Source organism: Scytonema hofmannii PCC 7110 (assembly GCF_000346485.2).
Taxonomy (GTDB): Bacteria; Cyanobacteriota; Cyanobacteriia; order Cyanobacteriales; family Nostocaceae; genus Scytonema; species Scytonema hofmannii.
This window is the reverse complement of record NZ_KQ976354.1, coordinates 3809436-3825353: the sequence shown is the minus strand read 5'-3', so window position 1 is coordinate 3825353 and position 15918 is coordinate 3809436. Positions and strand designations below refer to the sequence as shown.

Genomic DNA, 15918 nt, shown 5'->3' with positions numbered 1-15918 from the left:
CAGTGATCGGTGACCAGTGACCAGCGACCAGCGACCAGCGATCGGTAACCAAGTTTCTTAGGGGTGCGAGCACATTTTTTATTTATCAAAATTCTAATTTGTTATCAGTTTGACATCTGCCCTAATGCTCACCCTTAAAATGCTTAAGTACGTATGGACTGTACTAAGGATTGAATCACTTCTCCTTAGTACAACTTTGCTATTAGTAGCCAGCAGTACCCTTGCTGGTGAGGTTCCTGACACTAAAGTGAATCTAGATAATAAAGTTTTAGTCTCAGAGCAACCTACTCTTTCTCTCGAACAAACTAATCAATACTCACAAAAAACAAACACCCCGGTTCAAGTAAATTCTGTTTCTCAACTGTCTGATGTCAATCCCAATGACTGGGCATTTCAAGCTTTACAATCTCTGATAGAGCGCTACGAATGCATTGTTGGATATCCCGATAATACCTATCGAGGCGATCGCAGTCTCAGCCGATATGAGTTTGCAGGGGGTCTAGACACCTGCTTGAACCAGATTAACAAGCTAATTGCTGCGGGTACTGCTGAGTTGGTTAAGAAAGAGGACTTGGTCACCGTGCAAAGGCTGCAATCAGAATTTGCAGCAGAGCTATCAGCTTTACGGGGAAGGATAGAAAATGTAGAAGTAGTTTCATCCCAGCTAGCAGCGCAACAGTTTTCACCAACTGTCAAGCTCAAAGGAGACGCCATCTTTGCCATTGCTGGAGCTATTGGTAACAATCAGGCTGACGACGACGATGAGCCAGTGGAGGAAAGCATCATCTTTGGTAGCCGACTGCGTTTGAGCTTGGAGACCAGTTTCACAGGGAAAGACAATTTAATACTTCAATTACAAGCGAGAGATATTCCTAAGTTTGATGATGATGTCACAGGTACTACCATGACTCGCTTGGGGTTTGAGGGGAGTAATGATAATGAATTTGAGTTGAGTACACTTCAATATAGCTTCCCCATTTCTAAGCAAGCAACTGTCTACATTAATGCACTAGCTTCTGCTGATGACTTTGCCATCTCGCTCAATCCATTAGATAGCAGTGGTCGTGGTGCTATCTCTCGTTTTGGGCGACGCAACCCTATATATCGACAAATCGGAAGCACGGGGGCTGGCATAAATTATGAATTGAATGACGTTGTCAGTGTGGGGTTAGGTTATTTAGCTGAAGATACCGACGATACCAGGTCTGGAATTTTCAAAGGTCCTTATGGAGCTATTGCCCAAGTCTATGTGGAACCCAATGATGAATTGCATCTGAGTTTGACGTATGTGCGCTCCTACAATCTGCTTGATACAGGAACCGGGAGCGAGCTTGCTAATGACCCTTTTGATGGAGATGCAGATCATATAACAGCTAATTCCTTTGGTCTTGAGGCTAGGCTTGATATTAGCTCTAACTTTACCTTAGGCGGTTGGGTTGGCTACACCAAAGCAAAAGCAGAAGACTTATCCGGTGAACCAGAAGCCAATATCTTTAACTATGCAATCACCTTAATCTTCCCCGATCTTGGTGGAGAAGGTAACTTAGCTGGTATTGTAGTTGGTCAACCACCTAAAGTGACTAGCAACGATTTCGGCAATGACTTTACCGATCCAGACACTTCCTTTCATCTGGAAGCCTTCTATCGCTTCAGAGCCACCAAAAACATTTATATCACGCCGGGAGTGTTTATGGTTACAAATCCAGAGCATAACGACAGCAACGACACGGTTTATGTAGGAGTTATCCGGACTACTTTTCGTTTCTAGTTCTTGGGGAAGCTGGTATCCTCCCAACCAAAAATTTAGTCATATTTTATACCATTTGGGATGAGAGATTTGGGATTTTGGATTGGGAAAGCTTTGCCTGGGCTAAATTTCACTATACTATCTGTCACATTCTGTTTTCAACTTGGTATTAGTTTATTTACCATACAGAGAAAAGGTTAGGCATATTTGTGCAAGCTGTGCAAGAGTGAGAAACTATCTGTTGCAAATCAAATCCACGCGATCGCTAGGACAAGATTATTGTTTATACCAAAAACGGTTTAGAACCTGATTTTCCAAAAATTGTTAAAAACTCGTAGGGGCGCAATGCCTTGCGCCCCTACCAAGACTTTTGGGTAATGCATAATTAATTTCTGGAGATGTCTATTTGATAAGATCAAACTCTGGGATCGAATAATGCATCTTTTAGTAGGGTGTCGTCCCAGTTTACTCCATCTAGTTTTGCCTCTCGAAAGTCAGCCTGGGAGAAATCCCCGGACGTAAGGTTAGCTTGAGTTAGGTCAGCTTTATTGAAAGTTGCTCCTACGAAGCTTCCGCCCTGTAGGTCAGCCTGTACCATCATTGCACGGTTAAAACCCGTGTTGTCGGCTTTCACCTTCCGAAGCACGGCTCGATTCAAACAGCTACCGAAGAATAGGAAACCTGCTAGCTCAGCACCAGTCAAGTTAGCTTCCTCTAGAAGAGCGTCTTTGCAGTAGCCGTTGATGAAGAGTGCATACTGTAAGCAGATCTGGCGCATTGATGCTCGGTTGAATGTTGCTAATCCCACGTTCGCATTTGCCAGATGCACACCATTTAGGTTTGCTCCAGTAAAGTCCGCTTCCATTAACTGTGCTTGTGTAAGTAAAGCATAGTCGAGTGTGCATTCTGAGCTAGCAAACCTTCTGCAACTAGTCCTGTTAGATCTACCTGACGCAAATCAAGACCCGACAGATCTATACCTCTGACTGTTTGTTTCAGACCAATAGCTTGGTGTAATCGCTCTAATATGAAAAGTTTACTCATCCTACCTTGTGAGAAATTTTATCTAGAATAGGTATCCAGTTCGATCCTGGCTGATAATTTAGGAATTGCGTATAGTCACCGAACACGCCAGAGGGCTGTAGATGCTTCATCACCGACCTTTGGCGGTTGCTTAACGTCTCCAAGTCGCTTTTCCAAGGATGTTGCACCAAGTCTAACTGTACTCCACCCCATGGTGTATTGTGGATAATTGCACCAGAGAGGAATAAGCGTTTGCTACTAATCAACTGTACTAGATGTGAACCAAACCAGGTACGAGCACATACAGGAGACGGACCATATTTTTGCAATTCCGAAGCGGTGATTTTCCCGGAGGCACAGTATTCTTGACTACCTTCAAGCCAGACTGGGTGAACAATACCAAACTCTGCCTCTAGTTGTGCAGCGATCGCATCACCAAGTAAAAAGACACGGTGCAAGTCCTTGTTTTGAAGGGAAGAGCCAAACTCCACACTGACATAATTAAGACCCCGATCGCTGGCTGAAAAATAAGCTTTGTAACGAGGGGCTTGTCTTCGGTGCAGACTGGGCATATTAAAATCACTTTTGAACGCACTCACTGTAGCTAGTAAATCGTTACGGTCGTATGGGTTAGGTGCGCGTTCATCTGTACCCCAGTGGGTTGGGGTCAACTCTTTGATGCTCTCAAAGGCATTGAGCAGATGCTCTAGACCCGCACAGCTACGAAGAGAACTTTTGGTAATGACGATTATTTCAACTCTGTCGGGCATATAATCAGCTTGATACTTTCGTGCTTATCTTGTGTTATTTTACTGTTGTGGTATGCTGCCGCCCAAGGTAGAAGCTGCAAGTCCATCAGTAATTGGTGTCCAGCGACCTTGTCCTTTATTAGCCCTTGTGTTCCATATCGACCATTGTCCAGTCTGACTGTCGCGATGCTGATTTCATAATAATTTAGCCCACTAAGTACGGAAGAGCCGGGAAGATACTGTTGGCGAAATATTACTTAACATTTAACTGATGGAAAAACTCGATTTTGGGGATAGGGTTGAAGTTTTTTTGGTTTCTTGCTTATACCGGATACTGTTGGGGGATTTTCGCTACTTTCCCCCCTTACAGGCTAAATTGGTTAGTGGGTTTTACGAAAAACTCGAAATGCTGAAATATTCAAAATCAAACCAAGTACAACTTTTAACACTGAAGCTGGGATAATTCCAACTAGCATACCTCCGATAACAGCACCAATCACCGACCCTACACCCATAGGAGCGACTGTATCAGTTAATGCTTGTTTTTCCACAAAAGCTTTACGGGTTGCATAACGAATAACTCCTACAGCTACAGTGGGTAAGCTAACTAAAAGGCTAGCCGTACCTGCTGTTTTAATATCTGCACCGAAAGCAAAAACTAGTGTTGGAATGATTACTTCTCCACCAGCAACACCTAAAAGACTACTGACAAGTCCAATTGCTAGCCCAAATAATATTCCCGCTATGATACGCAAGGGTAATATATTCGGTAAAAAAGCTGGTAACTGTTGAGGCAAGAAACTTTCAATAATCAGTGCAAAACCAATCACTACTAGCAATATTAGAATAATTCGCTCAAGTTGTTCATTTGTTAATCGTCCTGCCAATGATGCTCCAAAAAAAGCAGTAATAACCGCTCCAGCAATTAAAGAAAAGAGTACAGGTAACAACGGAATAACTAAGTCGAAAGAAAGAGTACTACCACGTATTATTAGGGATGCAATAATTGTCACTAAGCTAACCGCTAGATTAAGAGGTACGGCTTGACGTGCGGGATATCCTAAAACACCTGCTAGTACAGGTAGTCGAAATTCTGCCCCTCCCAGACCAATTAGACCTCCTAATACACCAATCGGTACTGCATAGATAAATCCCAATCGCGAACGACGTTCTTGTAAGATGCCACCCAAAAATTTAGTATTTCTACTCATTTCTATTTGTTAATCATTTGGGCTAAGTTTATCAGTTATAGCCTTTCCCAAGCACCTGAGGTACACCTAAATTTTTTTAACTCTTATCAAAAATACAAGCAGATTTCAAATCGTACCTCACCAGACTGGGAAACGCTATAGTGATTGTCAAAATATCACTGAAGTTGGTTTGTATTGGGTTTTTCTGACAATTTCAATGAAATGTCGTCTAATGATGCTCGTGCTACGTTCTCATCAAGCAATACAAATTTTCACAAGCGTTTGACAAAATTTAGTATGTATGTTGAATATTGCGCCAATACGGATTTTGACACATTAAAACAGGGTGTAGATGCCCGTATACACGTTGTATGCGTTTTTTAATGAAAAAGCTATGTAATGGGGGACGAAGATCAACTTTTACGTCTGCTTTCTAATTTAAAAAAATTAGAAGTTTTAAGATGTTTTTGATCGCTATCAGAGTACTCTAGCTTTATATCAGTTCTCCCGACGCTAATCAGAGATTTCAACTAGGATTGCTATATACTCCACTTATTTTCAAAACATCGCTCATGGTTTCGCAATAATTTGGTAATGCAAAACTGGCAGGATTAACGACAGTGTTGTAAGTAAAATGTCGATAGTTCATACAAAACCTATCCCAAGCAGCCATCTGGATGCGGAATAAAACGATAATTAAGTTGGCTAATGATACAGATAAGGGGATGCGAAAGTAAATTTTTTTCCCAAGATAGCTACAAACTTCTTGAATAGCTTGGTTTGCAGTTATTTGCTTCTGACCTAATACAAATCGGCGTGTTTTTTCTTCTTTTGGCGGATTATCTATTAAGTATCGCACGACAGTAGCAATATCTTGCCCGTGAATAAAGTGAAAGCTTCCATCAGCACTCAAAAAACGAATTAAATTTACATATTTTGTGACTTCTGGAATACCAGATGTTGCATGCGAATAAGGTTTTTTGCGATCGCCACCCAATACTAAAGTTGGAAACACGGAGGTGACTGAATGTGCGATCGCTAATTGTGGTATCTTTTGCAAGCAGTCATATTTAGAACGGATATAATCTGTCCCTATTTCTCCTGCTTCTTTTAATGGTTGGTTGTGACTATCCAAAACACTAGCCGTGGAAAAATAGATAACTTGTTCGCATTTTTGTGGATCTAACAAGTTGAGCAATTCTAAAGTTTTGGTTACATTAATTTCATATGTTTCTTCCCCACCCCAAGCCGTTGCTGTTAATACGGCTACATCTACTGTTTTCAACAAGTCAGCAAATTGCCCTATTTCTTGCAGATCGCCTTGCAATACAGTGATACCGGGACGTGCGTGCGTATCAACTTGCAGTTTTTTTGGATTTCTGACTAACAGATACAGCTCGTGGTTTGTTTGTTGTATTAAAGTTTCGCTTATATAGTGACCGATACAACCACTTGCACCCGTCACAAAGATTCGTTTCTGACTCATATACAATAGCTAAGAGTTAGAAGTTAAGAGTTAGGAAGAAAGTGAAAAGTTCCAAGTTTTCTTATTCTTACTCCCTACTCCCTACTCCCTACTCCCTACTCCCTACTCCCTATTCCCTCCTCACACAGCCACTGCATTGAGATTTTTTGCTGTCTCAAAGAAGAAAGCTACGTTGTCCTCTGGTGTTTCTGGCAAAACACCATGACCGAGATTGAGAATGTGTCCTTTGTTACCTGCCTTGCGAACAGTATCGAGAATGCGATCGCGAATAAACTCTTTAGAACCGAATAGCACGCCTGGGTCAAGATTGCCTTGTACTTTCATGTGTTTGCCCAATCTTTCCCGTGCATCTGCCATATCTACTGCCCAGTCTACACTGATGATATCTGCACCCGATTGTGTCATTCTTTCTAATAAACCAGCACTACCGCTTGCTAGCAGAATTACGGGGGTTTCTGGATGAGTGGCTTTAACTTGCTGGAACACTCTTTGCTGGTAGGGGAGAGCAAAGACTTCGTAATCTTGAGGGCTTAACTGACCTGCCCAAGAATCAAACATTTGTACTACTTGAGCCCCACAGTCAATTTGGTAGCGGACATAGGTAGCGATGGAGTCAGCCAATTTTCCTAGCAGTTGATGCAGGATGCTTGGGTCTGAAAACGCCATATTTTTGATGATGGAGTAGGTTTTAGAACCTTTTCCTTCCACAGCATAAGCTGCCAACGTCCAGGGCGCACCCACAAAGCCCAAAACTGTTGATTTATTGCCGACTTCCTGCCGCAACGCCTGTAATATTGGTTTAATGAACGGTAAAGATTCCTCTGGTTCTAGAGGGTGCAGGTTATCAATTTGCTCAGATGTACGGATGGGGGAGTAAATAATTGGACCTTTGCCTTCCGCGACATCCATATCAATGCCTATACCAGGGAGCGGTGTGACAATGTCAGAAAACAAAATCACTCCATCCGGTTGAAAGGCTTTCCAAGGTTGCAAGGATATTTCAATCGCTACTTCCGGTATTTCCGAGCGATCGCGAAAAGAAGGATACTTCTCCCTTAAATCTCGATAAGCTTTCATGTACCGTCCTGCTTGACGCATCATCCATACGGGAGGACGATCTAAAACTTCACCACGAGCTACCCTAAGGAGAAATGGATCGTTAGAGGAAATACCCATTTAACAATTCATCCTAAACTCTTTATTTGTCATTGTTTAGCTTATCATTCCCCCTTTGTCCTTTTTCCAAGAGAAATAACTTTTGGGGCTGTTCGCAAAACTTCTTATAAAATTATTGACCAAATGCAAAGTTTTAAGAAGTTAATATTGACAATTTTTAACTTAGGGATTGGGAATTTTAGATTTTAGATTTTGGATTTTGGATTGGGACTGAGGATTTGGGATTGGGGATTTGGAAAGAACCGTAAACAAATGAGAAATAATACTAAGTACAAAAAAGAATGCGAAGATAGTTGGTTGAAATCAAGTATAAGCAGGACTTTTCCAATCCAAAATCCAAAATCTAAAATCCAAAATGGTATAATAAAGGACAAAGGACAAATGTTTTTGATACCGCGATCGCAACGCCAAAAATTTTTCATACTATTCTGTTTAATGACTGTCTTGGGATGGGTTGTTGGTGGAATTGCCAGTATAGCGATAGAAAAGACCTTTGCAGAGACAATCTCACCTGAAATTCTTCAGCAACCAAAATGGAACGCCTTGGGAAGGTACATCAGCAGTTGTGTGTTTGCGCTGATCTATGGGATCGATCAAGCACTTGTTGTCAGACAATATACATCGGGTTGGCTGTGGATGACAGCAACAAGTTTGGGCTGGCTAGTTTCCACTAACGTTTCTACAGCTTGGATTGACTACATCTCATCTATCGCCTCATCCTTAAACAGAACTCTCACTTTTCAAGAGGCTGTGATTTTTGGAATTTTGTCAACTATTGCGTACATTTTATCAGGAATTTGGCTGGGGTTTTTTCAATGGATAGTGCTGCGCCGAGACACATCTGGTGCTTGCTGGTGGAATTTTTTACCTTCAGTTTCATTTTTACTAATTAGTTTTTTGGTTGGATTGCTGTCTTTTGTGCAAGATTTTATTCCAGCACCGAGCCGAGATCGGGTAGTGTATTTGAGCGGACAGGGATTTACAGCTATTATTCTGGGAATTATCCCAGCCATTGGCTTTTGTACCCTAAAAACAAAAAATCGGACACAGATTGACGAAGATGACTAAAGATAATGCTTTGCAAACAACACTCACTCCACCCACTGCGTCCAAGAAACCTCATGTTTTAGAATTACACGGCGATCGCCGCATTGATAATTACTTTTGGCTGCGCGAGATTGATAATCCAGACGCGATCGCTTATCTAGAAGCTGAAAACGCTTACACCGAAGCTATGATGCAGCACACAGAAACATTACAAACAAAGCTTTATGAGGAAATGCTAGCTCGCATCCAAGAAACAGACTTGTCAGTACCGTACCGCAAAGATAATTATTATTATTATTCACGTACTGAAGAAGGTAAGGCGTATCCAATACACTGTCGCAAAAAAGGTAGCCTTGAAGCTCTTGAGGAAGTGCTGTTAGACCAAAACAAATTAGCACTAGAGCATGAATTTTTGAGTTTGGGCGTCCTGCAAGTTAGTCCCAATCACCAGATTTTAGCTTACTCAGTCGATACAAGTGGTGCCGAGCAATACACGCTTTTCTTTCTCGATCTAACCACATACGAGCTTTACCCAGAAACTATTCCTGAAACCTATTATTCTTTTGCCTGGGCAAATGATAATAAAACGGTATTCTATACCAAAATCGATCCCGCAAATCGTCCCTTCCAACTTTTGAGGCATACTTTAGGAACTTCTGTAGACGAGGACGTTCTCATTTTTCACGAACCAGATAATGCTTTCTTTTTAGAAGTGGGTAGAACGAGAAGTGAAGCATACATCATGATGAGTTTGGGTAGCCAAATTACATCAGAAATTCATTACTTAGATGCCAACGATCCCAATGGAAGTTTTCAAATTTTTCTACCACGAAAGACAGGGGTATTATACGATATTGACCATCACAGTGATTCCTTTTACATTGTCACTAATGACGAAGCAATTAACTTTAAGCTCATGAAAACTCTTGTCGCCTCACCAGCACAAGAAAATTGGCAAACTATCATTCCCCATCGAGAAGATATCATGCTTTCAGGCATTAGCTTGTTTGCCAATTACATGATAATTTATGAAAGGCAAGGTGGGCTACCTATTGGGAGAGTACAAAATTTATCGACAGGAAACATCCATCAAATTTCCTTTCCAGAACCAACTTACGATTTCTACGAAAGCAGTAACCCAGAATTTAACACAACGACCTTGCGATTTAATTACACCTCTTTCACCACTCCCCATTCTGTGTTTGACTATGACATGGAAACAAATCAGCGAGAGTTGAAAAAAGAGATAGAAGTTTTGGGTGGATACGATAGAAGTCAGTACCAAAGTGAGTGGTTGGTTGCGACTTCTGCTGATGGGACAAAAGTTCCCATATCTATTGTTTATAAAAAGGGTATCCAAAAAGATGGTAAAAATGCTCTATTCTTAACAGGATATGGTTCTTACGGTTATCCTTCCTCATCTGCATTTTCCTCCAATCGACTCTCATTATTAGACCGTGGGGTTGTGTTTGCCATTGCCCATATTCGTGGCGGCGGAGAAATGGGACGAAAGTGGTATGAAGATGGCAAATTTTTGCAGAAAAAGAACACCTTTACCGATTTTATTGCTTGTGCTGAGTACTTGATTGGTGAAAAATGGACATCAAGCGATCGCCAAGTCATTTCTGGTGGAAGTGCAGGTGGCTTATTGATGGGCGCAGTCATGAATATGCGTCCCGATCTTTTTAAAGCCGTCATTGCTGATGTTCCTTTTGTAGACGTAGTGACGACCACATTGGATACTTCCTTACCCCTTTCAGTCACAGAGTGGGAAGAATGGGGCAATCCAAATGTAATGGTATATTACGACTACATAAAATCTTACTCTCCCTATGACAATGTCGAAGCCAAAAATTACCCAGATACCCTAATTTTAGCGGGATTAAATGACGCTCGTGTCAAATATTGGGAACCAGCAAAATGGACAGCAAAACTGCGAGAACTCAAAACAGACAACAATATTCTCTTGCTGAGAACCAATATGGGTGCAGGACATAGCGGTGCATCAGGGCGTTATGACAGTTTGAAGGAACTCGCTTTTGAATATGCCTTTGTTTTAGATAGGTTGGGTTTGGGAGATAGTTAATTGTAAGTTCACCCGTGTCAGAAATATCCCCCCTTTTTAAGCTACGGTGTACACACAAGTCTCCAAAAGCGATTGCGGTTTCCCTTAAAAAGGGGGGATATCTTTAAAAAAGATTTCGATGTAATACAAAGTTATTCAGTATCTCAAAAATATTAAATATTAATATCAACGATATTCATATACAGCGTTTTCCAGTCTGCTGAGGTACAAATTTCTCTGCGTTTGTCTGCGTGTATCTGCGGTTAATTATTCTTCCTGCACCTCAAGAAAGTGGGAATTGTTATAAACGATTTTTTGACAATGCATAAATTTTTTAAAAAAATTTATACATAAGCTATATGTATAGTTTATTTAATTTTATTTTTATAATTTTATAAAAATAAAGGTTTTATTATTTCTGCAAAAATTTGTGCAACACAAGCATTAAAATTCAATAAGCCTTAAAAGTAAGAAAAGTAGGAAAAGTAGGGAAAGCAATCAGATTTTCTAAAAAATTTTATACAAAGTTAATAGTAAAATTTATACGAGGTATTTACTATCGAGTTAGTGTGGTGTAATCGAATAGAGCTTTGATGGATTCTATAAGAAAATCAAATAAAAGTGTGCCAATTATTATGATGATGGAACAATCTAAATTCAGGAGAAGACGAGGAGTTATATTAACTTTCATAGGAATTAAACGGTTACAGGAAGCAATTGTTGCCGTAGAAATGACGGAAAATCAAGGCGAACGCTTGAGCCTGGAACAGCTGAGCAATCGTATTAATCTTTCCACTAAAACTGTAAGTAAATTATGGTCTTCAAGTGCAGGTGTAGACCAAAAAACATTGAAGCTTTGCTTTAGTGCTTTTAATCTGGAATTACAGAAAGAAGATTACACTGAAGTGAATGAAGCGTCGGAAAATCAAACCTTGAAATTATTATCAGAAAATTCATTCATAGAAGAACCCTCTCAATTTTTCTGGGTAAAATCTTTTACTCAAAAATATCACACCCAAGCTGAAGAGATGGAAAATTTTTTGCCGTACCCAGATGGACCTTTACCTCTATGTTCTCCCTTTTATATTGAACGTCCGCCACTAGAGAAACGAGTTTATCGAGAAGTCACCCAACCGGGTTGCGTGATTCGGATTCGAGCTCCCAAACAGATGGGTAAAAGTTCTTTAGTATTGCGACTGTTAGCCTTTGCACAGTCGCAAGGGTATCACACAGTGAATCTGAATTGTTATCAATTTGATACTGAGTGTCTCACCGATCTCAATAAGCTATTACGTCGTCTTTGCTGGCGAGTTGCAACAGAATTAGGTATTCCTCCCAACATTAAGGAACAATGGAATGAAGAAATTGGTTATAACTTGAGTAGCAGCTTGTATTTAGAAAAATATTTGCTCAATCAATGTCAAAAACCTGTCGTTTTGGTGTTAAATGAAATTGACCATTTTTTTGAATCTCCTCACATTTGTCAAGATTTTTTTGCTTTGTTGCGTTCGTGGTGTGAGGAAGCGCGGCACAATCCTAACTGGCAAAAGCTAAGGTTAGTCATGGTTTACTCTATGGAGGAGTACATCTCTCTAGATATTAACCTCTCTCCTTTCAATATAGGTCTACCTATTAGTTTAAGCGAATTTACCCAAACACAAGTAGAAGATTTAGCTAGACGTTATGGCTTCAATTTATGTAAACCTAAGGATATAGAGCAACTCATATATCTGCTAGGGGGACATCCAGCAATGATTCAGATGAGTTTGTACTATCTTTGCTGTCAAGAAATAACCATGCCAGAATTGATACAGGATGCGATCGCAAATGGTGGGATCTATCGCTATCATTTGTGGCGATACTCCATGAAACTACACGAAAATCCTAGCTTAGCGAAGGCCTATGCTAGAATTTTGGCTCGACAGCAAGATGTTTCTCTTAATCCTATTCAGGCTTACAAACTGGAAAGTTTGGGATTAATTCGCTTTGAGGGCGATCGCATACTACCACGTTGCGAGCTCTACAGGGCTTATTTTCAAAAACAGCTATCAACAATTGAAGAAGGTAGAATTCTGAAGGCAGAGACTCAATCGTTCAGCTAAAACCTGAACGTGGGGTTGAGTCATCATACTGACATGATTACCAGGGACAAAGTGAATATCCACTGGTTTGCTAGAAAACTTGCTCCATCCCCAGGATAAATCCTGTAAAATTTCAGACGGTAACACACTCAGATCTTGTGAAATAGACTCGCTGGCACGAAACAGAGTAATTGGAACGGGATTAACCTGTTGTGGTAGATATACAGTGGTATTGTTAGTCTTGTAAGCTTGCAACAAATGCTTCAAATATGAAGTATCGGTATTGGGAGGCACAACCTCAAGCAGATGAAGGTACTCCAGGACATATTCTAGTTGTTCGGCAGGAGCTAGAGAACGCAAAGGCTCAGCATCCATCTCCAAATCTTTTGCAAACGCAACTTGCATACTTTTGGCAATGTCAATCAGCCACGTAGCATCATCGAATTCTTGTTGCTTTCCGTGGACGATGGGTACTATGGTATCAAAAATGGCTACTAAAGCCACCACCTGTCCCTGAAGCAGTAACTGCTGTGCCATTTCCAACACGACTTTACCGCCAAAAGAATGTCCGCCCAAAAAATAAGGACCTTGGGGCTGCACAGCTTGCATTGCTTGAATGTAGTCATCGGCGATCTCTTCCACTGTACAAATCTGCGCTAATTCTCCATCCTGACTTTGGGCTTGGAAACTGTAGAACGGTTGGTCAGGCCCAAGACAACGAGCTAAATTATACAAATAGAACGGAAAGCCCCCCGCGCCAGGAACACAGAACAAAGGTGGATTGGAGCCAGTTGGCTGAATGGCGACTAAGGGAGACCAAGGGGAAGTGTCGGTATCTTTTTGTACAACAATTGCCAAGTCTTCAATTGTGGGATGTTGGAAGAGCATGGCTAAGGGGATGTCTTTACCAAACTGCTGTTTCATCTGAGTCATTAAGTGGACAGCCAAGAGGGAATGACCGCCAAGGTCAAAAAAGTTATCTTTAACCCCTACATTGTCAACCTGAAGAATTTGAGACCAGATTTGGACGAGTTGTAGTTCTACAGTGTTGCGGGGAGAAACGAATGTGTCGGAACCACTGGAATGAACGGGGGCTTTGAGAGCGCGACGGTCAACTTTGCCGTTGTTGGTCAGAGGTAGGGACTCAAGGAGAACGATCGCATTCGGTACCATGTAGTCTGGTAGCTTTTGTTTGAGGAAGCTACGTAGAGAGTTGGGAGTGGGGGCGTGGTCGATGTGGGGTACGATGTAGGCGACGAGGCGAAGATCGCCTGGGGTGTCTTCGCGGACAATGACACAATTGGCTTGCACGTGGTGGTGTTGACTCAGTAGCGCCTCGATTTCACCCAATTCGATGCGGAAGCCGCGAATTTTCACCTGATTGTCGATGCGCCCTAAATACTCTAACTCACCATTGGGTAGATAACGAGCTAAGTCACCTGTTTTGTAAAGGCGATCGCCACCAGTGCTGTTGTGGAAGGGGTGAGAAATAAACCGTTGTGCGGTGAGTTCGGGACGATTGAGGTAGCCACGGGAAACCCCAGCACCGCCAACGTACATCTCACCTGGAACACCAATGGGTACGAGCCGTTGATGTTCATCCAAGACATACACCTGCAAATCTGGAATCGGGCGACCAATCAGACTGAGGGTGCTGTGAAAATCGTCTTTGCTTAATGGACGATAAGTGACGTGAACGGTGGTTTCTGTAATGCCGTACATATTCACTAACTGCGGGTGGCGATCGCCGTGGCGCTCAAACCAAGGATGCAAACTGTTGATTTCAAGACTTTCGCCACCAAAAATCACCAAGCGGAGGGACAAATTGGTCACAGTTGCCATGGACTGTTCTGCCTGCATCAACTGGCGGAAAGCCGAAGGTGTCTGATTGAGAATTGTGACTTTCTGTTGAGACAATAACTGATAAAAAGATTCTGGCGAGCGGGTCACCAGGTAGGGTACCACCACCAGTCGTCCACCGTAAAGCAATGCACCCCAAATTTCCCAAACCGAAAAGTCAAAGGCGATTGAGTGGAACAGAGTCCATACGTCTTGAGAGTTGAAGTCATACCAAGGTTGTGTGGCGGCAAACAAACGGGTGACACAATTGTGGTTAACTAAAACACCCTTGGGCAAGCCTGTGGAGCCACTCGTGTAGATGACGTATGCTAAGTGAGTCGGTGTTGTACCGTTGAGCGGATTGGCGGCGCTATTGCGAGCAATGTGATGCCAGTCGCTGTCTAAGCAAAGGACACGCGCCTGAATTGATGGGAATTTCGCCACCAGATGCTGTTGCGTTACCAGCACGGAGAGTTGAGTATCTTGAAGCACAAAGCTCATCCGCTCAGTGGGAGACTCGGGGTCGAGAGGCACATAAGCCCCTCCCGCTTTGAGAATCGCCAAAAGTCCCACAATCGCGGACAAGGAACGTTCCACACAAATGCCAACAAGCACATCCGCGCCCACACCGAGCGAGCGCAACTCATGGGCTAACTGATTGGCACGAGAGTTCAACTCATCGTAAGTCAGTTGAAGGTCTTCAAACACGACTGCCACAGCATTCGGAGTCAGTGCCACCTGCGCCTCAAACAACTGATGGATACACTGATGCTGAGGTGACTCTACGCGTGTATCGTTCCACTCCAGTAATAACTGCTGTTGCTCGGATACCGTTAACAACGGCAATTGCTCAATCGGTTGATGTGGATTGGTGACAATCGCCGACAGCAAGGTGACAAAATGCCCCAGCATCCGGCTCATCGTTTCATGCTCAAATCGATTGGTATCGTAGCTCACCTTCAACCACAATTGCTCCCCCGGTCCGGCGACAACTGTCAGGGGATAATTTGCGTGTTCGATCCCTCGAAAATCCGCCACTGTCAAACCGCCATCGTCTTGTAAAGTATCGGCATCTACCGGATAATTCTCAAACACGACAATGCTCTCAAATAAAGACGTACCCCTAGGAATGTCACTCAAACTTTGAATTTCTACTAATGAGCAGTAGGAAAATTGTTCGGATTCCACCTGTTGGGTTTGTAAATCTTTCAACAAACTCAGCAAATCTGTCTGAGGGGAGATTTGCCAGCGCACGGGCACTGTATTGATAAATATCCCCACCATCGACTCCACACCAAGGAGTGCGGGGGGACGACCAGACAAGGTGGCACCAAAGACGACATCGGTTTCACCACTGTAGCGAGACAGGAGCAATCCCCAGGTAACCTGCACCAAATTATTCAGTGTCAATTGGTGCTGTTTGACAAAATCCACCGCTTGTGAAGTTGCGAGTGCGGATAAGTAAATGTGTTGTTCATCGTAACGGGAATGCTGTTGCCGTTGTGAGAGTGGTTT

General features: G+C 42.3%; 11 protein-coding genes and 1 pseudogene. 4 read left to right on the top strand and 8 right to left on the bottom strand.

Annotated elements, in window-relative coordinates:
• Positions 1 to 139: 139 nt before the first annotated feature.
• Positions 140 to 1768: an iron uptake porin gene (locus tag WA1_RS15605; protein WP_026135310.1), complete on the top strand. Its 1629-nt coding sequence runs from the start codon at positions 140 to 142 to the stop codon at positions 1766 to 1768.
• Positions 1769 to 2162: 394 nt separating this feature from the next.
• Here WA1_RS15605 and WA1_RS61345 read toward each other — a convergent pair whose 3' ends face one another.
• The 7 genes and pseudogenes from WA1_RS61345 to hemE form a co-directional block, all read right to left on the bottom strand.
• Positions 2163 to 2525 (bottom strand): pentapeptide repeat-containing protein, encoded by a 363-nt coding sequence (locus WA1_RS61345; protein WP_336389843.1) that lies wholly within the window; start codon positions 2523 to 2525, stop codon positions 2163 to 2165.
• Positions 2517 to 2615, bottom strand: a pseudogene (locus WA1_RS61690) (pentapeptide repeat-containing protein); the annotation flags it as partial. The pseudogene WA1_RS61690 and the gene WA1_RS61345, both read right to left, overlap by 9 nt.
• On the bottom strand, positions 2612 to 2791 hold the full coding sequence (locus WA1_RS15595) for a hypothetical protein (RefSeq protein ID WP_017749418.1): 180 nt from the start codon (positions 2789 to 2791) through the stop codon (positions 2612 to 2614). The gene WA1_RS15595 and the pseudogene WA1_RS61690, both read right to left, overlap by 4 nt.
• On the bottom strand, positions 2788 to 3540 hold the full coding sequence (locus WA1_RS15590) for a hypothetical protein (RefSeq protein WP_017749417.1): 753 nt from the start codon (positions 3538 to 3540) through the stop codon (positions 2788 to 2790). The genes WA1_RS15595 and WA1_RS15590 overlap by 4 nt, the downstream gene beginning before the upstream one ends.
• Positions 3541 to 3899: 359 nt before the next feature.
• Positions 3900 to 4730 carry a sulfite exporter TauE/SafE family protein gene (locus WA1_RS15585; protein WP_017749416.1) on the bottom strand — a complete coding sequence of 277 codons (831 nt, stop codon included), beginning with the start codon at positions 4728 to 4730 and terminating at the stop codon, positions 3900 to 3902.
• 505 nt (positions 4731 to 5235) lie between these two features.
• The gene (locus WA1_RS15580; RefSeq protein ID WP_017749415.1) at positions 5236 to 6195 is read right to left on the bottom strand and encodes an NAD-dependent epimerase/dehydratase family protein; all 960 of its coding nucleotides are present in this window, start codon (positions 6193 to 6195) and stop codon (positions 5236 to 5238) included.
• Between the two features lie 120 nt (positions 6196 to 6315).
• Positions 6316 to 7371 (bottom strand): uroporphyrinogen decarboxylase, encoded by a 1056-nt coding sequence (gene hemE, locus WA1_RS15575; protein ID WP_017749414.1) that lies wholly within the window; start codon positions 7369 to 7371, stop codon positions 6316 to 6318.
• A gap of 435 nt (positions 7372 to 7806) precedes the next feature.
• Between hemE and WA1_RS15565 the strand changes: the two genes are divergently transcribed.
• The 3 genes from WA1_RS15565 to WA1_RS15555 all read left to right on the top strand — a co-directional run bounded on the left by WA1_RS15565 (position 7807) and on the right by WA1_RS15555 (position 12585).
• Positions 7807 to 8439, top strand: coding sequence for a hypothetical protein (locus WA1_RS15565; protein ID WP_017749412.1), 633 nt, complete (start codon positions 7807 to 7809; stop codon positions 8437 to 8439).
• Complete coding sequence (locus WA1_RS15560; protein ID WP_017749411.1) at positions 8432 to 10504, top strand: S9 family peptidase; 2073 nt, start codon at positions 8432 to 8434, stop codon at positions 10502 to 10504. The genes WA1_RS15565 and WA1_RS15560 overlap by 8 nt, the downstream gene beginning before the upstream one ends.
• A gap of 620 nt (positions 10505 to 11124) precedes the next feature.
• Complete coding sequence (locus WA1_RS15555) at positions 11125 to 12585, top strand: AAA-like domain-containing protein (RefSeq protein ID WP_017749410.1); 1461 nt, start codon at positions 11125 to 11127, stop codon at positions 12583 to 12585.
• Here the strand turns inward: WA1_RS15555 and WA1_RS15550 are convergent.
• The coding region (locus tag WA1_RS15550) for a non-ribosomal peptide synthetase (RefSeq protein WP_066612900.1) at positions 12532 to 15918 on the bottom strand (3387 nt) is incomplete at its 5' end. The genes WA1_RS15555 and WA1_RS15550 overlap by 54 nt on opposite strands.